Genomic DNA, 21,430 nt, shown 5'->3' on the forward strand with positions numbered 1-21,430 from the left:
GTCGCCGGGACTCCTACGACTCCAGGGCCGCGTCCAGCGTGATCGTCGCGCCGGTCAGGGCCTTGGACACCGGGCACGTGGCCTTGGCGTTCTCGGCCGCCGCGAGGAACCCGGCCTCGTCGAGCCCGTCGACCTCGCCGCGGACCGTGAGCGCGACCGCCGAGATGCGCAGGCCGCCTGCCGGGTCCGGCGACAGCGTGACGTCGGCCTTGACCTCGAGCGCGATCGGCGTGCCACCCGCCTCGCCGATCACCCCCGAGAGCTGCATCGCGTAGCAGGAGGAGTGCGCTGCGCCGATGAGCTCCTCGGGGCTCGTGATCCCCTCGGCCTCGTCGGCCGTGCGGCGCGGAAAGCTGACGTCGAACGTGCCGGTCCCCGAGCTCGTGAGCTCGACCTGACCGGTGCCTTCCATGAGCGTGCCGTTCCACGCGGTGCGGGCGGTGCGGACTGCCATGATGTGGCTCCTTCGGGGTTGCGGGTACGAGACCCATTGCCGTTCACTACCCGTCGACCGTAACCCCGAGGTCGTGCGCCCGCAGCGGCGTCCCACGGCGCTCGGCGCTAGGACGCGCCGACCTCCACCACGACCGGGAACCCGACCTCGGTCGCCAGCCGCTCGGCGAGCGTGAGCGGGTTGGACACCGCGCCGACCTGGACGACGATCGACGAGAGGTCGTCGCGCACGTAGACCGCGCGGACCTGTGGCCAGCGGTCGTTCCCGAGGAGCGACTCCGCGAGCGCCTGGAGCTCTCCCGGCAGCACGGGGAGCGGATCGACCCGGACCGCGACGTCGGGGTAGGCCTCGGCGACCGCGGCCAGCGCCTCCTGGGGCGGGTCGCCGTGCCACGCGAGGACGACCGTCCCGCTGCCCTCGAGCCGGACCGTGCCGAGACGCTCGTCGTCCGCCAGGCGCCCGCCGAGCAAGGACATCGCGCCCTCGGGCCCCGGGAGCCGCTCGGCGACCACCGACGCCTCGGGGAGCGGAACCACCGGGACTCCGGGCTCCCTCGGGCCGGCGGGTCGGAGCGGGTCCAGCGCCCGGGGGACGCCTTCCTCGGGCCCGACGATCGTCAAGGTCGCCTCCACGAGCGGCGTCTCCTGCGGCGCGGGCGTCGCCGTGCACCCGGCCACGAGCGCACCGGCGGCCACCAGGCCCGCGAATCCTCGTCTCATCACGCATCCCCCCTCGCCGCGCACCCTAGCGAAGACCCCGGGCCCGGTGGGAGGGCGTCCGGGTGCCGTCGCGCACCGGGTGCCGGCCGCCCGCCGGGGCGCGTGCCCGCCGAAGCGGCGTGCCCGTCAGGGTGCGAGCACCACGGCCGTCCCGTACGCCACGATCTCCTGGTAACCGTTCCCGACCTCGTCGCTGTCGTAGCGCATCGCGAGGATCGCGTTGGCTCCCTGCGCGGTGGCCTCCTCGACCATGCGGGCGACGGCCTCGTCGCGCGACTGCTGGAGCTGCTTGGTGAGCCCCTTGAGCTCGCCGCCGACGATCGACTTGAGCCCCGCGCCGATCTGCGCGCCGACGTTGCGCGACCGGACGGTCAGGCCGGTCACCTCGCCGACGACCTGCTGCACGGTCCGGCCCGGGACATCGTTCATGGTGGAGACCAGCACGGTACGTCCTCCTCACGGCAGCGCACCGTGCGCGGCCACTCCTCACGGTAGGAGGACCTGGGGGACGGCGCCCGGCGTGCACGCGCCGACCCGGCGGGATGGAACGGTTCGTCCCATCCCGGCTGCTCCTCGGGTGCTCGGCAGCGAGCGGGCGTTGAATGGGAGGCATGACAGCCTCGGACACCCCTCTGGTCCCCGCGACTGCCGACCCGACGCCCTGGGCGCTCCCGCCGCAGGCCGTGCTCGCCGAGGTGGGGTCGAGCGAGGCGGGCCTCACGGCCGAGCAGGCGCGGACCCGGCTCGCCGAGGTCGGCCCCAACCGGTTGGCCCCGCCCGCGCGCACACCGTGGTGGCGTCGCGTGCTCTCCCAGTTCGACGACGTCCTCATCTACATCCTGCTCGTGTCCGCGGTGCTCAAGGCGATCGTGGGCGACTGGATCGACTTCACCGTGATCCTCGCGGTCGCGGTCATCAACGCGGCGATCGGGCTGATCCAGGAGGGGCGTGCCGAGAAGGCCCTCGACGGGATCCGGGGCATGCTCTCGGTCCACGCGCAGGTGCGCCGCGACGGCGCGTGGGCCCAGGTCGACGCCGACGACCTGGTGCCGGGCGACGTCGTGCGGGTGCGTTCGGGCGACCGCGTCCCCGCGGACCTGCGCCTGCTCTCGGGGGTCAACCTGCGCGTCGACGAGTCGGCTCTCACGGGCGAGTCCGTGCCCGCGGCCAAGTCGGTCGACGAGGTGCCCGCCGAGTCGGGGGTCGGCGACCGATCGAGCATGCTGTTCTCGGGCACCCTGATCTCCGCCGGCACGGGGACGGGCGTCGTGGTCGAGACGGGCGAGACGACCGAGATCGGCCGCATCCAGACCCTCATCTCCGAGGTCCCCTCGCTCGAGACCCCGCTGTCGCGCACGCTCGACGCGTTCGGGAAGAAGCTCGCGGTCCTCATCCTCGTCATGGCCGTGGTCATGGTCGTGATCGGCCGCGTGTTCCACGGGTTCGAGACCCCCGAGCTCGTGTCGGCGGCGATCGGCTTCGCGGTCGCGGCCGTCCCCGAGGGTCTGCCGGCCCTCGTGACGATCACGCTCGCCCTGGGCGTGCAGCAGATGGCCCGACGGCGGGCGATCACGCGCCGCCTGCCCGCCGTCGAGACGCTCGGCTCGGTGACCACGATCTGCTCGGACAAGACCGGGACGCTGACCAAGAACGAGATGACGGCCCGCACGGTCCGCACGGCGGGTCACGAGTACGCGGTGACGGGGATCGGCTACGCGCCCGACGGCGAGGTCAGCCTCGGCGGGGCGCCCGCCCCCCTCGCCGAGCACCCCGACCTGCGGCGTCTTGCCGAGGTGATGACGCTGTGCAACGACGCGCGCATCGTCCACGAGCCCACCGGCGAGGGCGACGGCTGGCGCCTCGTGGGCGAGCCGACCGAGGGCGCGCTGCGGACCCTGGGCCTCAAGGCGGGCCTGGACCCGGCCGGGTGGCGGCGCGTCGCGCTCGTCCCGTTCGAGTCCGAGAACAAGTACATGGCGACGCTCAGCGAGGACCCCGACGGTGGCCTCCACGTGCTCGTCAAGGGAGCCCCGGACCGGGTGCTCGACCGCTGCTCGACCCAGACCGGGCCCGACGGGCGTCCCGAGCCGCTCGACCACGACTTCTGGTCGGCCCAGATCGACGAGATCGGCGCGCAGGGCCTGCGCGTGCTGGCCGCGGCCCGCACGGCGGCGGACCCGGGACGCTCGACCCTGGACCCGCAGGACGTCGACGCGGGCCTCGAGCTGGTCGGCCTGGTCGGGATCGTCGACCCGCCGCGCCCCGAGGCCGTCGAGGCCATAGCGCAGTGCCAGGACGCCGGGATCACGGTCAAGATGATCACGGGCGACCACTCGGGCACCGCGCTCGCGATCGCCCGGGAGATGGGGATCGTCCGCGACGGGGCCGGGCCCGGACAGATCGGGGCCGCCGGAGTCGCAGCCGCGGCCACCAAGGTCCTCACGGGGGCCGAGCTCGAGGCCATGAGCACCGAGGAGCTGCGCGCGGTCGTCCAGGACGTCGACGTCTACGCGCGCACCAGCCCCGAGCACAAGATCCGGATCGTCTCGGCGCTGCAGTCGCACGGGCAGGTCGTGGCGATGACGGGCGACGGCGTCAACGACGCCCCCGCGCTGACGCAGGCCGACGTGGGCGTCGCGATGGGCATCAAAGGCACCGAGGCGACCAAGGAGGCCGCCGAGGTCGTCCTCGCGGACGACAACTTCGCGACCATCGAGCGCGCGGTCGAGGAGGGCCGGCGCATCTACGACAACCTGCGCAAGTCCGTCCTGTTCCTGCTGCCGACGAACGGCGCGCAGTCGCTCGTGATCCTGGTCGCGGTGCTCCTGGGGTGGGCTCTGCCGCTCCAGCCCGTGCAGGTGCTGTGGATCAACATGGTCACGGCCGTGACGCTCTCGCTCGCGCTGGCCAACGAACGCGCCGAGCCCGACATCATGTCGCGCAAGCCTCGCGACGCCAAGGCCTCGATCCTCACCGCTGCCTACCTGCGTCGCGTCCTGCTCGTCTCGGTCCTCATCGGTGGAGCGACCATGGCCGTCTACTTCATCGAGCGCGACCAGGGCATGGGCGTGGCCGAGGCCCAGACGACGGCCGTGACGATGCTCGCGCTCGGCCAGCTCGCCTACCTGTTCAACTGCCGCTTCCTGGACCGCTCGTCGATCACGCCCGCGGTCCTGAAGGGCAACCGGGCGGTCTGGTACTCGGCGGGCTCGCTGCTCGCGCTCCAGGCCGTGTTCGTCTACGCGCCGTTCATGCACTCGTGGTTCGGCTCCGCGCCCATCGGGCTGCGCGAGTGGGGCATCACGCTCGGGCTCGCGGTCGTGGTCTTCCTGCTCGTCGAGGCGGCCAAGGCGCTCGGCCGGGCCCGACAGCGCTGAGGCCCCCCACGCCGTCGGGCACGCCGCTCGAGGAGCGACGTGCCCGACGGCCGCGAGCGAGCAGGCGTCAGTCGATGCTGCCCGCGGGACGGAAGACGATCGACGAGGCGCGGTCGTTCATCGACCCGAGCGTGGCGCAGAAGGGGACGCAGTTCGTCGAGGTGCCCTTGACGTAGTTCTCGAGGTCGTAGAGGGTCGCCCAGCACTCGGCGTACGCGTTCAGCGAGCTGATGTTGTTGTTGAACAGGTAGTCCGACAGCCGGGGGAAGCCGTACGTGTTGCCGGTCCTGCACCCGGTGCCGCCGTTGCTCCAGAAGACCTTGTTGCCCCCGGTGTGGTTGGCCCCCTTGTACGCGACGCCCAGCATCATGGTCGCCCCCGGTGCCGCGGCGGTCGCGCTCGGGCCGGCGGCGCGGGACTGTGCCTGCGCCGCCTGGGCCGACTGCTCCTGGGCGAAGGCCTGCAGGGCCGCGGGCTCGCCGGCCTCGATCGCGGGGTCGGTCACGGGCACGCCCGTCGCGGCCTCGATGGCCTCGCCGAACGAGTCGAAGCACTCGACCGTGGGTGCGGGCGTGAAGGCGATGTCCTGCCCCGCCGGGGTGGGCTGGGCGATGACCGAGCAGACGTCCTCCTCGGCAGCGAACGACTTCGACGTGAGGTCGGGTCCGTCGGCGAGCGCGGGGGTCGCGCTCAGCGCCCCGACGACCAGGAGAGCCGCGGAGACGGCTGCGATGCGGGTCGAACGACGTGACATGGTGTGCTCCTTCACAGCGTGGGCCGAGCCGGCCGCTGCCCGCGGACGACGTCGACACGTGGGTGAGGACCGACTGCGAAACCTTGGTGTTCCGCGCCCCCGGACCGATCGTAGGGGGTCCCCTGCGTCCTGTCCTGGTTTGTCCCAGCTGCCCCGACGTTCGCGTGGCGCGCGGGAGCGGGACTTCACCTATAGCGTGCAGGCACGGTCGTCTGCACACAGCCGTCGGCGACCACCACGGGGGAACCACCACGCACCTTCAACGCCACCGGTCCGTACCGGGGAAATGAGTGTCGATGAAGCACCGTTCGTTGTTAGCTGCTCTCTCAGGACTGGCGGTGGTCGCAGCATCGACGCTGCCCGCCGCGTCCTTACCGTCCGATCCCGCCGGGCCCTCCGGCCCCGACCTCACGTCGAAGTCCGCGAGCTCGCTGTCCCCCACGGAGAGCGAGGCGGGCAAGGTCGCCCCCTCGCTCGCCGACTCCTCCGGGACCGTGACCGCGTTCGTCCAGCTCGACACCCCGTCCGGTGTGGACCTCGCTGACCAGGGCGCGAGCCCGGCGCAGGTCGAGGACAACCAGGCCGTCGTCGAGCGCCTCGCGGACACCGTCGTCCCCGCGCAGACGAACGCCCGCAGTGCCCGCGCCGCGGGTGCACCCCAGCAGGTGTCCGTCACGAGCAGGCTCGTCCCCGGCGTCGTCGTGACGGGTGACGCCGAGCAGGTCCGGGCACTGGCCGCCGACGACAAGGTCGTCACGGTCTACCGCATCATCCCCAAGACGCCCTCGAACAAGGGCACCGACGCGTTCACGCGCGCCCTCGAGGCCTGGCAGAGCACGGGCTACACGGGGCAGGGCGTCCGGATCGGGATCATCGACACGGGCATCGACTACACGCACGCGGGCTTCGGCGGCCCGGGCACGCAGGCCGCGTACGACGAGGCGTACGGCGTCAAGGGGCAGGGCCCCGTCCCCGCGGGGACGTTCGACGACGCCAAGTACCTCGGCGGGTACGACTTCGCGGGGTACGACTACGACGCGTCGGGCACCGTGCCGGGCACGTCGCTGATCCCGACGCCGGACGAGAACCCGATCGACTCGCTCGACTCGATCGGCTCGGGTCACGGCTCGCACGTCGCGGGCACGACGGGCGGCTACGGCGTCCTGGCCGACGGGACGACGTTCGACGGCGACTACACGACCCTCACGGACATCTCCGACTGGACGGTCGGGCCGGGCTCGGCCCCCGAGTCGGGCCTGTACGCGCTCAAGGTCTTCGGCGACCTGGGCGGCTCGACGAACGTCGTGGTCGACGCGCTCGAGTTCGCGGCCGACCCCGACGGTGACGGTGACCTGTCCGACCGGCTCGACATCGTCAACCTCTCGCTCGGCTCGGACAACAGCCCGGCCGACGACCCGGAGAACCTGTTCATCGACCAGCTCTCACGCCTGGGCACGCTCGCGGTGGTCGCGTCGGGCAACGCGGGCGACGTGACCGACGTGGGCGGCTCGCCGGGCAACGCCCGCACCTCCCTCACGGTCGCGAACTCGGTGGGCAACACCCAGACGTTCGACGGCGTCGAGGTCACGGCCCCTGCGGGCGTCGCGGGCTCCTACCCCGCGCAGAACTCGCAGAGCTACACGGGTTCGGTCGACGTGACCGCGGAGGTCGCGTTCCTGGGCGCCACGGTCAGCGGGTGCACGCCCCTGACGCCGGCCCAGGCCGCCGCCACGGCGGGCAAGATCGCGTTCCTCTACTGGGACGACGACGACGCCACCCGGGCCTGCGGGAGCGCGACGCGGTTCAACAACGCGCAGGCCGCGGGCGCGGTCGGCGTCCTGCTGTCGTCCGAGCTCGAGGTCTTCGCGGCCGGGATCGCGGGCAACGCCGGCATCCCGGGCGCGCAGCTCACGGGTCCGAGCCACGACGCGCTGCGTCCGGCGATCGAGGCGGGCGGGGTCGTCCTGACGCTCGGCCCGTCGCTCGCGAACTCGTCGTTCGTCGAGATCCCCGCGATCGGGGACACGCTCAACGCGGGGTCGTCGCGCGGGGTGCACGGCTCGCTGGGCGTCGTGAAGCCCGACGTCGCCGCACCCGGCACGGGGATCTCCTCCGTGGCCTCGGGTCGTCTCACGCAGCCCGGCATCAAGTCGGGCACGTCCATGGCCACCCCCCACGTCGCGGGCATCGCGGCGCTCGTCAAGGAGGCCCACCCGGGCTGGAGCGCGCAGCAGGTCAAGACGGCCGTCATGAACACGGCCTCGCACGACGTGTGGACGGGCCAGGGCGGCACGGGCACGGCGTACGGCCCCGAGCGGGTCGGGTCCGGTCGCGTGGACGCGGTCGACGCGGTGAAGAACTCGACCCTCGCGTTCTCGGCGCAGGACAAGGAGCTCGTCTCGGTGTCGTACGGGCTCGTGCCCGTGGCTGACAAGACCGTCACGGAGCGACGCACGGTCGACGTGCAGAACACGGGTTCGCAGGCCGTGAAGTACGCGGCGGCGTTCACGACGTCGAGCACCGCGGGGGGCGCGACCGTCACGGTCTCGCCCGCGAACCTCACGATCCCCGCGGGGCAGACCCGGACGGTCACGCTGACCCTGACGGCCGACCCGGCGACGCTCGCGAAGCAGCTCGACCCGACGTCGGCCGAGACCACCTCGGGCGTGCCGCGCGACTTCGTCGGCATGCTCACGGGTCGCCTGGTCCTGACGCCGGAGTCGGGCAGCGAGCTGCGCGTCCCGGTCCAGGCCGCGCCGAAGCTCGTGAGCGACCTGACGGGCAAGGACGTCACGTTCCTGAACCAGGACACGTCGGCCGAGCTCGACCTCGACGGACGCGGCGTGGCCTCGGGCGGCTGGACGTCTCTCGTGGCGCCGTTCGAGCTCAAGGCGACGAGCCCGCGGCTCGAGGCGGACGCCGCCGAGGGCTCGTCGGCCTCGGCGGTCGCGTCGGGCGACATCCGCGCGGTCGGCTTCACGTCGAGCGCACCGCAGTACGCGGCCGCGGGCGCCGAGCCTGGCGACGGCCGGATCGGCATCGGCGTGGCCATGGACGGCGACTGGGCCTCGCTCGGCGCGGTCATGTTCCCGTCGGTCGAGACCGACGTGGACGGCGACGGATCGGCCGAGTTCGAGACCGTGGTCCGCAAGTACAACGAGTCGGACCTGACCCTGGCGACCACGTACACGCTCAAGGACTGGACCGGTCCCGACGGCGAGGAGTACGGGGCGGGCGAGGGCGTGCTGCTCGAGCCGGTCAACTCGGTCTGGGCGGACGTCGACACGTCGGTCTTCGACAGCAACGTGCTCGTGGTGCCGATCGCGATCGCCGAGCTCGGCATCGAGCCGGGCACGGTGCCGTCGTTCACGGTCGCGACGTACTCGTACTACGGCACGCAGCCCGACCAGTCGATCGACCGGGTCGGTCCGTTCACGGGCGACCCGTACGACCCCGCGTACTGGTTCAGCGGCGGTGGCCAGCTCCTGTTCGTGGGCGCCGACGACGCACCGCTCACGGTCAACCGGTCGGCGGCGGCCACCGAGGCCGGGACGGGCGAGCTGCTCCTGCTGCACCTGCACAACGCGAGTGCGGGCAAGCGCTGGCAGACGGTCGGGGTCCGGAACCTCGACGCGTCGGTCGAGCTCACGGTCACGGCGCAGTCGCGCTGCGTCGCGGGCAAGGCGCAGGTCGCGGTCCGGGCGGTCAACGACGGCGCCGCGAAGGCCGACGTCGTGGTCGAGACGCCGTTCGGGACCAAGACGTTCAAGGACGTCGCGCCGGGCAAGTCGGCCTCGCAGTCGTTCAGCTCGCGGTCGACCGCGATCGACGCCGGTACGGCGACGGTCACGGGCACCGCGGTCGTCGAGGGCGTCACGGTGACGACGCCCTACGAAGCCGGGTACGAGGCGATCAGCTGCGGCTGACGCCTCGACCAGCCGGGCCTCGTCAGGACGGGAGCGTGCATGGGGCCGCTCCCGTCCTGACCGGGGACGCGACAGCACCCGGTGAACGGGACGACGAAGGGCGCGACCCACGGGTCGCGCCCTTCTGGTTTCCCCGGGTGCCCGAGGGGCGCCGGGGAACCGTGTCAGAGCGAGCGTGGCCCCATGCTCACGCTCGTCCTGACAAGTCCGTGCCGCGGCTCCTCAGACCTTCACGCCGAGGTTCTGCATCTCGAGCACCAGGCCCTTGATCGCCGCGGCGGGCACCTGTCCCCCGCGCTCGACGAGCGCGGCGACCGACGCCGGGATCTCGGCCTCCGAGCACAGGATCAGGGGCGTGTCGGCCGCGGAGTCGGGCAGTCGTCCGTGCGTGCCGCGCACGTAGGAGGCGTCGAGCGGGACGGTGCTCATGGCGTAGCGCAGCCCGAGCTTCTTCTTGACGAGGTTCATGCCGGCCTTGGCCTTGGCGAGCGGGTCGGCCGGGTCGAAGAAGAGCTCGGCGGGGTCGTAGCCGGGCTTGCGGTGGATGTCGACGCCGCGTGCGTACTCGGGGGCACGGGCGTCGTCGAGCCAGTAGTAGTACGTGAACCAGGCGCCGGGCTCGGCGACCACGACGAGGTCGCCCGAGCGCTGGTGGTCGAGGCCGTAGCGGGCCTGCGCCTCCCGGTCGAGGACCTCGTCGACGCCGGGCACGGCGCGCAGCAGGTCCTGCACGCGCGCGAGGCGCGACGGGTCGTCGACGTACACGTGCGCGACCTGGTGGTCGGCGACCGCGAACGCCTTGGACGTCCACGGGTCGAGCTGTTCCTTGCCGTCCTGCACGTAGACCTCGAGCAGCCCCTCGCGGCGCAGGATGCGGTTGAGGTGCACGGGACGGTTCGCCTCGGCGATGCCGTACTCGGAGACCACGACGACCGCGACGCCGTTGTTGGCCGCGTCGTCGAGCAGCGGGGCGAGGACCGCGTCGAGCTCGGCCGCGGCGGCGTCGGCCTCGGGGGCGTCGGGGCCGAACCGCTGGAGGTCGTAGTCGAGGTGCGGCACGTAGGCCATGGTGAGCTCGGGCGAGTGGGTGCGCAGGACGTGCCGGGTCGCGTCGACGATCCAGGCCGAGGACGCGATCGCGGCGGTCGGGCCCCAGTAGGTGAACAGGGGGAACTCGCCGAACCGCCCGGTGAGCTCGTCGTGCAGCGCGGGCGGGCGGATGTACGCGTCGGGCGACTTGCGCCCGTCGGCGTGGTAGATCGGCCGGGGCGTGACGGTGACGTCGGTCGTGGCGCCCATGGCGTACCACCAGCAGACGTTCGCGGTGCGGTGGTCGGGGTTCGCGGCCCGGGCGGCCTCCCAGATCTTCTCGCCCGAGACGAGCTTGTTGTGCTGGCGCCAGAGGAACACCTCGCCGAGCTCGCGGAAGTACCAGCCGTTGCCCACGGCGCCGTGCTGGGCGGGGGCGAGGCCGGTCGTCATGGTCGCCTGGACGGTGCAGGTGACGGCGGGGAGCACGGTCGCGAGCTGGGTCTGCCAGCCGCCCGCGGCGAGCTGCCGCAGGCGCGGCATGTGGGCGAGGGCCTTCTCGGTGAGCCCGACGACGTCGAGCAGCAGCACGGGCTTCATGCGAGGACTCCTGAGGTCTGAGGGGTGGTGGTGGAGGACGCGGGCCCGGGCCCGAGCAGGTGCTCGGTGGCCCACCGCAGCTCGGCGGCGATCCCGGCGACGAGCGGTTCGACCGCCGACGGTGACGGGAACGCGGGCGAGCCGGGCGGCAGCACGGCCCACGTGTACGTCTCGACGTCGAGGTGGGCCTCGTGGCCGTGCGGCGCGGCGCGCACGGCAGCGACGGCGTCGCGCAGCACGTCGGTCGTCGCGGCCAGGGGCGGGGCGGGCTGGTGGTGCAGGGGCACGTGGAAGTGCACGCGCCACGGCCCCTCCCCCGGCAGCCCGGGCGCCGCACCGGTGCCCAGGGCGTCGGGCAGGTCGTCGACGGGCAGCACGTCGCCGCCCGGGGCGAGCTCGCGCACCTGGTGGATGTAGCGCTTCTCGACGAACTGCCCGACGGCGTCGCGAGCCCCCGGCGCGGACGGCTCGGCGAGGTGCAGCGCGGCCGAGGCCTGCACCTTGACCACGCGCAGGCCGGCCCCCGTGATGCGCTCGACGGCCGCGGCCGGGGCGGCGAACGAGACCGCGAGGTGGCACGTGTCGAGGCAGACGCCCACGAACGCGGGGTCGATGCCTCCCGCCTGCTCACGAGCCCGACCTGCCGGGCCGGGTGCGAGCCGCGCCTCGAGCCACGTCACGACGTCCTCGACCGTGTCGAGCACGCACCCGGGCTCGGGCTCGACGGCGACGCGCACGACCTTGCCCGTGCGGGCGGCGAGGTCGCGCAGCCCGGCCGAGAGGTCCTCGAACGCGCGCGTCGCCGCGGCGTCCTGGGCGGGCGACCACGCGACCCCGTCCGGCTCGCGCCACGCGAGCGGGAGCGTCGAGATCGACCCGTCCACGCCGTCGGGCAGGAGGGCCGCGAGGACCTCGGCGCACTCGAGCGTGTACGCGAGCCGCTCGGCGTCGGCCCAGGTGGGCGAGTAGACCGCGAGCTTGACGACGTCGTCGTGGAACCCGCCGTAGGGGAACGCGTTGAGCGTGTGCACCTGCAGCCCGTGCTCGTCGAGCGCGGCCCGCAGCCGGGCCATGTCCTCGGCCGCGCGCGGCGACGCCGAGAGCCGGTGCGCGAGCGCGGCCGGCAACCACAGCCCGACCCCGAGCACGTCGAGCCCCGCGGCCTCGCGCACGGGCCCGGCGTACCGCGCGAGCTGGTCGACCACGCCGTCGAGGTCCTCGGCGGGGTGGACGTTGGTGCAGTACGAGAGCTGCATCAGACCCGGGCCCCGCGCAGCACCGAGCTGCCCTCGTAGCTCGCGGTCGCGGCGGGGGCCTCGCCCTCGACGAACCCGGGCACGGGGTCGAGCAGCAGGTTCCCCGACTGCCCGTAGAACTCGACGGGGTTGCGCCACAGGACCTTGTCGACCTCGTCGTCGCTGAACCCGGCCGCGAGCATCGCCCGCCCGGTCTTGAGCGTCTTGAGCGGGTCCGAGCGTCCCCAGTCCGCGGCCGAGTTCACGAGCACGCGCTCGGTGCCGTGCTCGAGCAGGATCGCGACCATGCGGTGCTCGTCCATCTTGGTGTCGGGGTAGACCGAGAACCCCATCCAGGCCCCGGCGTCCTTGACGAGCGCGACGTTGGTCTCGTTGAGGTGGTCGACCACGACCATCCCGGGGGCGATCCCCGACTCGCGCACCACGTCGAGCGTGCGGTGGGTCCCGACGAGCTTGTCGCGGTGCGGGGTGTGGACCATGACGGGGAGGGCCGCGTCGACCGCCATCGCGAGCTGGCGCGTGAACGCCTCGTCCTCGGCGGGCGTCATGGAGTCGTAGCCGACCTCGCCGACCGCGACCACGCCGTCCTTGGCGAGGTAGCGCGGGATCTCGTCGAGCACCTCGGTGCAGCGCGGGTCGTTCGCCTCCTTGGGGTTGAGAGCGATCGTCGCGTGGTGACGGATGCCGAACTGCGTGGCCCGGAACCGCTCCCAGCCCAGCAGGGAGTCGAAGTAGTCGAGGAACGACCCGACGGTCGTGCGGGGCTGCCCGAGCCAGAACGCGGGCTCCACGAGCGCACGCACGCCCGCGGCGTACATGGCCTCGTAGTCGTCGGTCGTGCGGGAGGTCATGTGGATGTGGGGGTCGAAGATGCGCATCAGGCGTCCTTGCTGTGGTTCGCGAGAGAGGTCGGGGGTGCGGGGGTGAGCTCGGGCACGATGCGCGCGACGTCGTCGGGCACGACGCGCCCCGCCGCCCGGCGCTCGGCCGCGAAGTCGCGGGCCATGCGCGCGAGCTCGTCGTCGGCGCGCTCGTCGAGCCCGGCGACCGCGTCGAGGCTCACGCCCATGAACACGAGCTTGAGGACGGCGTGGCGCCACGCGTGGTCGTCGAGGTGCGCAGCCGCGAAGGGTCCGACGGCCGCCGCCACGAGGCTCTGGTCGTTGGCCCGCAGCGCGTCGGCCGCGAGCGTGGTCCCGGCACGGACCACGGCGGGCGGCAGGGTGCCGCTGGGCTTCCCGGCGAGCGTCAGCGCGTCGAGCCCGCGCAGTACGCCCCGCCGCTCGGGCGTGTCCCCGCGCTGGTAGGTCTCGGTCAGGCGCGTCGCGAGGGACTCGCCGTCGGCGGGCAGGGCGCCCGCGAGCGCCACGACGAGGCGGGCGCGCGCGGCGTCGTCGAGCGTCCCGTGCAGGACCCCGGCGGGGTCCGCGCCCGGGTCCAGGGGCGTGCGTCCCACGGCCCGCCCGGCCCGCGCCAGGTGCCCGACGGCGGAGCCCGGGTCCGCGGCCACCTCGCCGCACGCCGCGGCCAGCCAGGCGGCCTGCTCGTCGGAGAGCAGGCCCACGAGGGCGTCGGGGTCGCCCGCGGTGGTCGGGCGGCCCGGTGCGTCGGTCAGGTCGGGGACGGTCATCGGAGTGCCTCCTGGGGTGTGGATGCGGAACCTGTCGTGGTGTGGTGCCGGACGACCCAGGCGTCGGTCATCGCGGCCATGCTGCGGTGCGCGAGCCCGGGGGCGTCGTACGAGTGGCGGGGCAGCTCGACCGCCGCGACGCCCGTGTAGCCGATCTCGCCGAGCGTGCCCAGGGCCAGGGGAAGGTCGAGCTCGCCCTCCCCGAACGGCAGGTGCTCGTGCGCGGTGTGCCGCATGTCGTCGACCTGCACGTTCAGCAGGTGCGGCGCCGCGGCGAGCAGCGCGCCGCGCACCCCGCCGGGCTCGACGACCACGCAGTGCCCCAGGTCCACCGTCAGACCCAGCTCGTCGGGCGACCCGGCGTCCGCACGCAGCCGCAGTGCGTCGGCGACCGTCTCGACGAGCATCCCCGGCTCGGGCTCGAGCGCGAGCCGGACCCCGTGGTCCCGGGCGTGAGCCACGACGCGCGGCACCCGGGCGAGCAGACGGTCCCACCCCTGCTCCGCCGTCGTGCCCGCGGGCAGGACGCCTGAGAAGAAGGACACGCACTCGGCACGCAGGCCCGCCGCGACCTCGACCGCGCGGCACAGGAAGCGGACCCGCAGGTCGGCGAGCGCCTCGTCGGGGTCGAGGAACGTCGGGTGGTGCTTGCGGAACGGGTCGAGCAGGAAGCGCGTGCCCGTCTCGACGACCACGCGCATCCCCAGGTCGTCGAGACGACCGCGCAGGCGGGCGACCTGCGCGTCGGTGTCGTCGGCGAAGGGGTCCAGGTGCGGGTGCCCGAGCGTCAGGGCCACGGCGCCGTACCCCTCGTGCGCGAGGACGTCGAGGGTCACGTCGAGCGGGTGGTCGGTGAAGCCGTTGGTGCCGTAGCCGAGGGTGAACGGCATGCGAGGGACGGGGGGCACGGGCCGCGACGGTGCCGGGGGCACGCTCATGACTCGCTCAGACCGGGGTGCGGGCTCACGCGACGCCGCCCCCGGGCGCGCAGCACGCGCCCGGCGAGCTCGACTCCCGCGAGGACCGCGACCGAGCCCAGGCTCCCGCCGCGTGCCGCGAGCGAGGCCTGGAGCGGGACCATCGACCGGATGCCGGCCTTGGTCGCCGCGAACGCGTTCGTCGCGTCGGGAGAGCCGACCGTGGCGGCCTGCTGCGGCAGGCACGAGGCCACGTACACCCCCGCAGAGGCGAGCGCGGCCAGCGCGGGGACGACGGCGCGTGCCCGGCCGAGCGCGTCGACCTGCCCGCCCGACGACCGGACCGACGGCGGCGCAGAGGTGAGCGGCGCCGTCGGGCCACTGCGCAGCGAGCGCAGCGCACCCACGGCCACGGCCCCCGCGACGCCCGTCGTGCCCGTCGCGACCGCGGCCGCGACGAGCGGCGTCGTGCCGTGGACCTCGCCCCGCGAGAGCACGGTGACCCCGGCCGTGTGCACGGTGAGGGCCGCCGCGGCCGGGAGCGCCGCACGCACGCGACCCCGGCCCGCGCCCATGAGCACGTCGAGGCCGCGGCACGCCGCCATGACGACGGGCCCGGTCACGTGGTTCTTCGCGACCAGGTCGTACGTCCACACGCTCGCCGCGAGCGGCACCGCGAGGACGAACGAGCGTCGCCCTCCCCCAGCACCCGCGAGCGCGAGACCCGCGACCGTGAGGCCCGACGCCACACCCAGGGCCCGCTCGGGCGAGACCCGGCCCGAGGGCAGCGGTCGCTCGGGCCGCTCGACCGCGTCGAGCTCACGGTCCGCGTAGTCGTTGAGGGCCATGCCGCCCGCGTACAGGCACGCCGACGAGAGCGGCAGGAGCGCGAGGCGCCACGGGCGCACGTCGGCCCCGGCCCCGGCGGAGCTGCGCGCCGAGCCGAGCCGGCCGCCCGCGGCCGCGCCCGCAAGGGTGTCCCCCACGACCGACAGGACCGCCGGCGCCCTGACCAGGTCGAGGTAGTCGCGCAACGTCACGGCTCGCCGACCTCCGCGCGCGCCTGGTCCGCCTGAGCGCTCGTCCGGTGCGCCCACACCCCCAGCTCGCGCGACTGCTCCGCGAACGCGTGCACGTCCGAACCCCACGGGTCCTTGAAGAAGAAACCCATCTCCGGGACCGGCCCGGACAGGCCAGCGGCGTCCGCGAGCGCCAGCAGACGGGCCAGGTCCAGCACGAGCGGGGCGGCGAGCATCGAGTCGTACGCGCTCCACGTGGTCTGCAGCGTCAGGCGGGACCCCAGGAATCCCTCGACGTGGACGTGGTCCCACGCGACCTTGATGTCGCCCAGGTCGGGGACGTTGTCGATGTGGAGCGGGGTCACCGTGGTCCCTGTCAGGTCCTGCAGGCCGCGGTTCTTCGAGACGAGCTTGCTCTGGACCGCATGGGGGTCCGCGAGCGTCGCACCGTCTCCGCCACCCAGGAGGTTCGAGCCGGCCCAGGACAGGACGCGCAGCCCGCGCGACGCCAGCGCGGGCGCCAGGACCGAGCGCAACCACGTCTGGCCGGTCTTGCCGTCCTGCCCGGCGAACGGGACGCCGCGCTCGGCCGCGAGCGCGTGCAGCGCGGGCAGGTTCATGCTCGCCGACGGCGTGAAGCCCGCGTACGGCGCCCCGGCGAGGAGCGCCGCGTACGCGGTGACCGAGCTCGCGGGCAGGACGTCGCGCTCGGGGTCCTCGAGCGCCGCGCGCAGCAGGTCCAGGTCGTCGAGCTCGGGGGCCGGGGCGGGCAGGGGCTCGGTCGAGGCGAGGTCGATCACGACGACGCGGGCCAGGCCGTGGCGCTCGCGGAAGGACGTGAGGTCCGCCGCGAGGCCCTCGGCCGCCGACGCCTGGGAGCCCGTGCGGTGCGCGGGGTCGTAGCCGGGCCGGATCTCCGCGTCGGCCGCGTCGAGCTGGGGGCGTACCGCCTCCAGGAGGCGGTACGGGATCATGCCTGCCTCGACGAGCATCTCGGCGCGCTTGCCGAGCGGGGTGTCGCTGATGTCGTGCCCGCCGACGACGAGGTCCGTGAACGCCGGGAGGGCGACGGCGTCGAGCGGGGGCTGCGCGGTGACGCACCCGGTGGGGGTGCTCAGCCCCGAGGCGATCGCGGCCAGGCCGAGCGTGGCGGTCGTCGCGACGGATCCTCGTGCCCCGACGAACCAGATGCCGGTGCGGCCGTGGTTCCAGGTGGGCTGGTGGGGTGAAAGGTGCATCGTCGCTCCTGGTCCCGTCGGTCCTCGCTGGCAGGACCGAAGTGCGGAGTCGAGGGCCTCGTCGCCCTCGACGGGCTCCGTCCCGTGGTGGGCACGTTCGCGCGAGCGAGGCGTGCCCGGACCTGCCGGGGCGGTGGCCGTGCAGCGACCCTAACCCCCCTTTTGTCGATGGTCAATCAAAAGCCGGAGGGCTCTGTCGTCGACTCTCGGAATCGGCGACAAAAGAAAGGTGCCGAGGGCAACGCTCACGCGTCACCCTCGGCACCCCCGGTACGTCACCCTGGGCGGCCGGGACCGTCAGCCTCGTCGGGCCTCGGTCAGCCGGCCGGGGAGAAGTCCAGCTCGTCGTCCGCCACCGCGACGACCGACCACGTGCTGCCGTCGGCATCGCTCAGCTCGTACGACGGCACCAGGACCGCTCCACCGTCGGCCTGGTAGTGCACGGCCCAGCCCAGGCGCGCCGACGTGATGGTCACCTCGTCCACGGGCCACGACACGGCTGCCCCCTCGCCCGCCGTCGGGGGGACCGTCGGCACCTCGGGCTCGACCGGAGCGACGTCCGTCGTGGCGGCGTGGGGTGCGCCCTGAGGGCCGCCCTGCCGCGCGTACGCGATGATCCCCGGGCTCCCGAACCGGGGGTCCCCGAGGCGTTCGACCGCCTCGGTGGGACTCACCACGGCGTACTCGCCGATCGACACGGTGGGTGCGAGCGACCCGTAGAGCGAGGAGAGCCCCGCACCGGAGTACGTCAGGTTCCACGCGACCCCGGTCCGCTGGTCGTCGACCACCTGGGACGCGATCACGGCAAGGATCTTGCCGTCGGCGTCGTACGACTCGGTCGCGTACTCGTAGCCCGCCGGATCGAGACCGAGCGAGCCGAGCACGTCCTTGCTCGTCGAGATCGCAGCGTCGGGCGACGGCGCCGGGCCGAGGTCCTGCTGACCGCACCCGGCCTGGGGGTCGGCCTCCTTCTCCTCGGTGGTCGCCGCGCCGCTCCCGGGGATCGCGACGAACGCGCACGCCCACGGATCCTTGCCGGGATCGTTGAACGAGACGCTCGTGGTCCCGTCGGGCTGGAGGCTCACGACCGGTCCCTGACCGTCCGTCGGTCCGACCGTCCACGCCCCGTACTCCTGCCGCGGCTCGCCCGCGACGCCCAGCGCAGCGGCGACCTTCGCTGCGGTCTCGGCCGAGAAGGTGCCCGCGGCGTCGTACGCCCACGCCGGGGCCGACGTGCCCTCGGTCCCGAGCCCGGCGGACGTGAACACGGTCCGCCCCCCGAAGCCGGGCATGCTCGACATCTTCGCGTCGGCGGCGCCCATGGCCGCCGCCTCGGGCGCGGCCCCCCGGCTGCCCGCCGAGAGGTCCTGGAGGGTGATGGGTGCGTCCGCGGTCGCGACCGACGCCCCGCCGCCCGTGCTCCCTGTGCTCCCGAGCGCATACCCACCGACGCCGAAAGCGAGCACGCCCGCGACACCTGCCGCGACAGCGCCCACCAGCGGCACACGGCGCCGCTTCTTCTCGCGGTGGACGGCCAGCTCGTCGATCCCGTCGCTCTCCCCGCCCGACGGCGTCGCTCCCGCCGGGCCGTCCGGCTCACCCGGGGCGTCGGCCTGAACCGGCCCGAACGACTCGCCGAGGTGCGCGCGGACGGTCGCGTCCTTGGCAGCGATCGCCGCGAGGTCGGGCGTCACGTCCGCTGCCGGGTCCGCGTCGCGGACGCGCTCGTACGCCTCGTCGGGCGTCAGGTGCCCGTCGGGGGATCCTGTCGCGTCTCCTGGGGCAGTTCCTGGGACCTGGTCGTCGGTGCTCATGGTGAGTCTCCAGCTCGTCGATCCGGGGGCCCGGATCCTCTACCCCGTCTGTGTCGTCACCGCTCGCTGTCTTGCACGGGACGCGACGGCTGTGCGGGCTGTGCGGCGGCGCGGGCCCGGACCTGGGCGACGGGCACCTCGCCCGTGTCGCCGGCACGCGCCTGGGCGGCCCAGGCGTCCCGCAGTCGGGAGCGGGCACGCGACAGCGCCGCGTCCGCGCCACCGCGGCTCACGCCCAGCACCTGTGCGAGCTGGTCCCCCGTGACACCGTCCCAGGCGTTGAGGAGCAGGATGCGCCGGTCGCGCGGGGCGAGCACCCCGAGCACGCGGCGCACGTGGTCGTCGCTCAGCGCGAGCGACTGCGGGTCGACGTCGTCGGCCTCCTCGGGGACGTCGGCCACGAGGACCGGGCGCATCTTGCGGCGGTGGTTGGCGAGGACGAAGCCGGCCGTGCGGTAGAGCCAGGGCAGCTCGGCCCCCTCGGGGACGTCCTCCCGGCGCCGCCAGGCCGTCGCGAAGACCTCCGCGGTGAGGTCCTCGGTGTCGGGGGCCGCGCCTCCCGCGCCCGCGGGGAGCCTGCGCCGGAAGTAGCGGTAGACGGCAGTCGTGTGCGCGGTGAAGAGCGCCTCGAACCAGGCGTCGTCGCGAGTCGGGGGCGTCACTGAGGCTCCAGGTGGGATGGCCGGCATCGTCAACCTCCCTGTGTCGCGGCGGTCCTGATCCTTGCAGCATCGCCACGGTCGGCTCTCGTCGCCCGCGGGTACGGCTCCGATCATGCCTCTACCCTGATGCCATGAGCGCCACCGACGACGCAGGCCCGACGACGCCCACGACCTCTCGCCGCCCGCGTCGCAAGGGGCGCCGGGCCGGGTGGGTCGTCCTGGTGCTGTTCCTGCTCCTGGTCGCGCTGCTCGTGTGCGCGGGTCTCCTGGTGCGCGACGCGCTCGCCGCCCGTTCGTCGTTGACCGACGCGATCGACCGGCTGCCCGCGGTCGAGGAGGCGCTGCGCGCGGGGGACGGGGCCGCCGCAGAGGCCGCGTTGGCCGAGGTCCAGCCCCTCACGGCCGACGCCCGCAGCCACACCGACGGCCCCCTGTGGTGGGTCGCCGGCCGGCTGCCGTTCGTCGGTGCCGACGTGAGCGCGTTCTCGACCGCGGCGTGGGCGGTCGACGAGATCACGCAGGACGTCCTGCCGCCCCTCACGCAGGCCGCGGCGCTCGTCTCGGAGGGCGGGATCCAGGTCCAGGGCGGGGTGGTCGACCTCGCCCCCCTCACCGCTGCCGCCCCCGCGGTCGCCGAGGCCGCCGACACCATGTCGACCGTCGTCGGGCGGGTCGGCGACATCGACGTGTCCGCGCTGCAGGACGTGCTCGCGGGTCCGGTCGCCGACCTCCAGGACAAGGTCTGGACGCTCGACGGGCTCGTGGCGACCGCGGACCGCGCGACGACGCTCCTGCCCGCGATGCTCGGGGCCGACGGGCCTCGGACGTACCTGGTCATGGCGCTCAACAGCGCCGAGCTCCGCTCTCCCGGCGGCATCCCCGGGTCGTTCGCCGTGATCGGCACGGACGCCGGGCGCATCACGCTGCTCGACCAGGCCTCGACGCAGGACGTGGGCCCGTTCCCGGAGGGCATCAGCCCCCTGGACCCGGCCGACGAGGAGCTCTTCGGACCGAACATGGCCGTCTACGTCCAGGACACGGTCTACACGCCCGACTTCCCCACGGCGGCCCCGCTGGCCGCAGCGATGTGGGAGGCCTCGAAGGGGCAGACCGTCGACGGGGTCCTGACCCTCGACCCCGTCGCGCTCTCCTACCTGCTGGAGGCCACCGGTCCGATCGACGTCGCGGGCGCCACCATCGACGCCGGGAACGCCGTGGACGTCCTGCTCTCCGACGCGTACGCGGAGCTCGAGCCCGGCCCCGAGACGGACATGTTCTTCGCCGCGGTGGCCGCGCAGGTCCTCACCACGGCGCTCTCGGGCGACACGGACCCGCAGAGCCTGCTCGGCGCGGTCCAGCGCGCGACGAGCGAGCACCGGGCGCTCGTGTGGTCGAGCCACGAGGACGAGCAGGCCCGGATCGCCGACACCGTGGTCTCGGGGGACATCTCGTCGTCCGAGCGCGCGGCGGACGCCGTCGGCGTCTTCTTCAACGACGCGACCGCGGGGAAGATGAGCTATTACCTCGACTCGAGCGTGCAGCACGTGACGAGCGAGTGCACGGCGTCCGGCCGCGCGGACACGTTCCGCGTGGACCTCACGAGCACCGCCCCGGCCGACGCCGCGACCGACCTGCCGTGGTACGTGACCGGTGGTGGGATCTCCGGGACCCCGCCGGGCAACGTCCGCACCGACCTGTTCCTCTACCCGCCGCGCGGGGGGAGCATCCTGAACGTGACCGCCGACGGGACGCTGGTCGGCAGCGCGGTCGTCGAGAACCAGGGCCGTGCCGTCGCGACGCTCCCGCGAGAGATCGCCCCCGGGCAGAGCACGAGCGTGACCTTCACGGTCGCGACCACCGACGGCGGCGGCTCCTCGGACACCCGGTCGCTCGACCTCTGGTCGACCCCGACGGTCGATCAGCCGGGGCTCGCGACGATCGAGGTCCCCGCCTGCGGGTGACCTCCGGAAAATCACGGCGAGACAACGATTCCCCAGGAATTGCTTTTCACCCGGACAACCGTCCACTTCGTGAC

The 21,430-nt window shown here is 73.8% G+C and carries 16 protein-coding genes; 3 read left to right on the plus strand and 13 right to left on the minus strand.

Going from position 1 to position 21,430, the window contains the following annotated elements; translation table 11 throughout:
• Positions 1-13: 13 nt before the first annotated feature.
• The 3 genes from JOD48_RS17025 to JOD48_RS17035 all read right to left on the minus strand — a co-directional run bounded on the left by JOD48_RS17025 (position 14) and on the right by JOD48_RS17035 (position 1,617).
• Positions 14-454, minus strand: coding sequence for an OsmC family peroxiredoxin (locus JOD48_RS17025; RefSeq protein WP_191789587.1), 441 nt, complete (start codon positions 452-454; stop codon positions 14-16).
• Positions 455-561: 107 nt separating this feature from the next.
• Entirely contained in the window at positions 562-1,173 is a 612-nt protein-coding gene (locus tag JOD48_RS17030) for a hypothetical protein (protein ID WP_191789588.1), read from the minus strand.
• 126 nt (positions 1,174-1,299) lie between these two features.
• On the minus strand, positions 1,300-1,617 hold the full coding sequence (locus JOD48_RS17035) for a YbjQ family protein (RefSeq protein ID WP_030144034.1): 318 nt from the start codon (positions 1,615-1,617) through the stop codon (positions 1,300-1,302).
• A gap of 167 nt (positions 1,618-1,784) precedes the next feature.
• On the opposite strand from JOD48_RS17035, the gene JOD48_RS17040 reads away from it, so the two are divergent.
• Positions 1,785-4,550, plus strand: a complete 2,766-nt coding sequence (locus JOD48_RS17040) for a cation-translocating P-type ATPase (protein WP_204809877.1) — start codon at positions 1,785-1,787, stop codon at positions 4,548-4,550.
• Positions 4,551-4,617: 67 nt separating this feature from the next.
• On the opposite strand, the gene JOD48_RS17045 is transcribed toward JOD48_RS17040, so the two are convergent.
• On the minus strand, positions 4,618-5,304 hold the full coding sequence (locus tag JOD48_RS17045; protein WP_191789590.1) for a beta/gamma crystallin family protein: 687 nt from the start codon (positions 5,302-5,304) through the stop codon (positions 4,618-4,620).
• A 296-nt stretch (positions 5,305-5,600) separates the two neighbouring features.
• On the opposite strand from JOD48_RS17045, the gene JOD48_RS17050 reads away from it, so the two are divergent.
• On the plus strand, positions 5,601-9,230 hold the full coding sequence (locus tag JOD48_RS17050; RefSeq protein ID WP_191789591.1) for a S8 family peptidase: 3,630 nt from the start codon (positions 5,601-5,603) through the stop codon (positions 9,228-9,230).
• A gap of 222 nt (positions 9,231-9,452) precedes the next feature.
• On the opposite strand, the gene JOD48_RS17055 is transcribed toward JOD48_RS17050, so the two are convergent.
• From JOD48_RS17055 to JOD48_RS17095, 9 genes are all read right to left on the minus strand, one after another.
• On the minus strand, positions 9,453-10,859 hold the full coding sequence (locus JOD48_RS17055; RefSeq protein ID WP_204809878.1) for an alkaline phosphatase family protein: 1,407 nt from the start codon (positions 10,857-10,859) through the stop codon (positions 9,453-9,455).
• A complete protein-coding gene (gene eboE, locus JOD48_RS17060; RefSeq protein WP_204809879.1) occupies positions 10,856-12,115 on the minus strand; it encodes a metabolite traffic protein EboE in 1,260 nt (419 codons plus the stop codon). The genes JOD48_RS17055 and eboE overlap by 4 nt, the downstream gene beginning before the upstream one ends.
• On the minus strand, positions 12,115-12,993 hold the full coding sequence (locus JOD48_RS17065; protein ID WP_191789594.1) for a TatD family hydrolase: 879 nt from the start codon (positions 12,991-12,993) through the stop codon (positions 12,115-12,117). The genes eboE and JOD48_RS17065 overlap by 1 nt, the downstream gene beginning before the upstream one ends.
• Positions 12,993-13,745, minus strand: a complete 753-nt coding sequence (locus JOD48_RS17070) for an EboA domain-containing protein (protein WP_204809880.1) — start codon at positions 13,743-13,745, stop codon at positions 12,993-12,995. Before JOD48_RS17070 ends, JOD48_RS17065 begins: the two co-directional genes overlap by 1 nt.
• On the minus strand, positions 13,742-14,635 hold the full coding sequence (locus tag JOD48_RS17075; RefSeq protein ID WP_204809881.1) for a sugar phosphate isomerase/epimerase family protein: 894 nt from the start codon (positions 14,633-14,635) through the stop codon (positions 13,742-13,744). The genes JOD48_RS17070 and JOD48_RS17075 overlap by 4 nt, the downstream gene beginning before the upstream one ends.
• 44 nt (positions 14,636-14,679) lie before the next feature.
• Complete coding sequence (locus JOD48_RS17080) at positions 14,680-15,702, minus strand: SCO3242 family prenyltransferase (protein WP_204809882.1); 1,023 nt, start codon at positions 15,700-15,702, stop codon at positions 14,680-14,682.
• Positions 15,699-16,919 (minus strand): inositol-3-phosphate synthase, encoded by a 1,221-nt coding sequence (locus JOD48_RS17085; protein WP_191789597.1) that lies wholly within the window; start codon positions 16,917-16,919, stop codon positions 15,699-15,701. The genes JOD48_RS17080 and JOD48_RS17085 overlap by 4 nt, the downstream gene beginning before the upstream one ends.
• 317 nt (positions 16,920-17,236) lie before the next feature.
• On the minus strand, positions 17,237-18,733 hold the full coding sequence (locus tag JOD48_RS17090) for a hypothetical protein (protein ID WP_204809883.1): 1,497 nt from the start codon (positions 18,731-18,733) through the stop codon (positions 17,237-17,239).
• 56 nt (positions 18,734-18,789) lie between these two features.
• Positions 18,790-19,395 (minus strand): RNA polymerase sigma factor, encoded by a 606-nt coding sequence (locus JOD48_RS17095; protein ID WP_307824224.1) that lies wholly within the window; start codon positions 19,393-19,395, stop codon positions 18,790-18,792.
• 131 nt (positions 19,396-19,526) lie between these two features.
• Between JOD48_RS17095 and JOD48_RS17100 the strand changes: the two genes are divergently transcribed.
• Positions 19,527-21,356, plus strand: coding sequence for a DUF4012 domain-containing protein (locus JOD48_RS17100; RefSeq protein WP_204809884.1), 1,830 nt, complete (start codon positions 19,527-19,529; stop codon positions 21,354-21,356).
• Positions 21,357-21,430 lie beyond the last annotated feature (74 nt).

Source organism: Oerskovia paurometabola (assembly GCF_016907365.1).
Lineage (GTDB): Bacteria > Actinomycetota > Actinomycetes > Actinomycetales > Cellulomonadaceae > Oerskovia > Oerskovia paurometabola.

Excerpts from the sequence above, each read along its gene's own strand:
- JOD48_RS17025 (WP_191789587.1), bottom strand. The coding sequence starts at position 454 with ATGGCAGTCCGCACCGCCCGCACCGCGTGGAACGGCACGCTCATGGAA.
- JOD48_RS17030 (WP_191789588.1), bottom strand. The coding sequence starts at position 1,173 with ATGAGACGAGGATTCGCGGGCCTGGTGGCCGCCGGTGCGCTCGTGGCC.
- JOD48_RS17040 (WP_204809877.1), top strand. The coding sequence starts at position 1,785 with ATGACAGCCTCGGACACCCCTCTGGTCCCCGCGACTGCCGACCCGACG.
- JOD48_RS17045 (WP_191789590.1), bottom strand. The coding sequence starts at position 5,304 with ATGTCACGTCGTTCGACCCGCATCGCAGCCGTCTCCGCGGCTCTCCTG.
- JOD48_RS17050 (WP_191789591.1), top strand. The coding sequence starts at position 5,601 with ATGAAGCACCGTTCGTTGTTAGCTGCTCTCTCAGGACTGGCGGTGGTC.
- JOD48_RS17055 (WP_204809878.1), bottom strand. The coding sequence starts at position 10,859 with ATGAAGCCCGTGCTGCTGCTCGACGTCGTCGGGCTCACCGAGAAGGCC.
- eboE (WP_204809879.1), bottom strand. The coding sequence starts at position 12,115 with ATGCAGCTCTCGTACTGCACCAACGTCCACCCCGCCGAGGACCTCGAC.
- JOD48_RS17065 (WP_191789594.1), bottom strand. The coding sequence starts at position 12,993 with ATGCGCATCTTCGACCCCCACATCCACATGACCTCCCGCACGACCGAC.
- JOD48_RS17070 (WP_204809880.1), bottom strand. The coding sequence starts at position 13,745 with ATGACCGTCCCCGACCTGACCGACGCACCGGGCCGCCCGACCACCGCG.
- JOD48_RS17075 (WP_204809881.1), bottom strand. The coding sequence starts at position 14,635 with ATGCCGTTCACCCTCGGCTACGGCACCAACGGCTTCACCGACCACCCG.
- JOD48_RS17085 (WP_191789597.1), bottom strand. The coding sequence starts at position 16,919 with ATGCACCTTTCACCCCACCAGCCCACCTGGAACCACGGCCGCACCGGC.
- JOD48_RS17090 (WP_204809883.1), bottom strand. The coding sequence starts at position 18,733 with ATGAGCACCGACGACCAGGTCCCAGGAACTGCCCCAGGAGACGCGACA.
- JOD48_RS17100 (WP_204809884.1), top strand. The coding sequence starts at position 19,527 with ATGAGCGCCACCGACGACGCAGGCCCGACGACGCCCACGACCTCTCGC.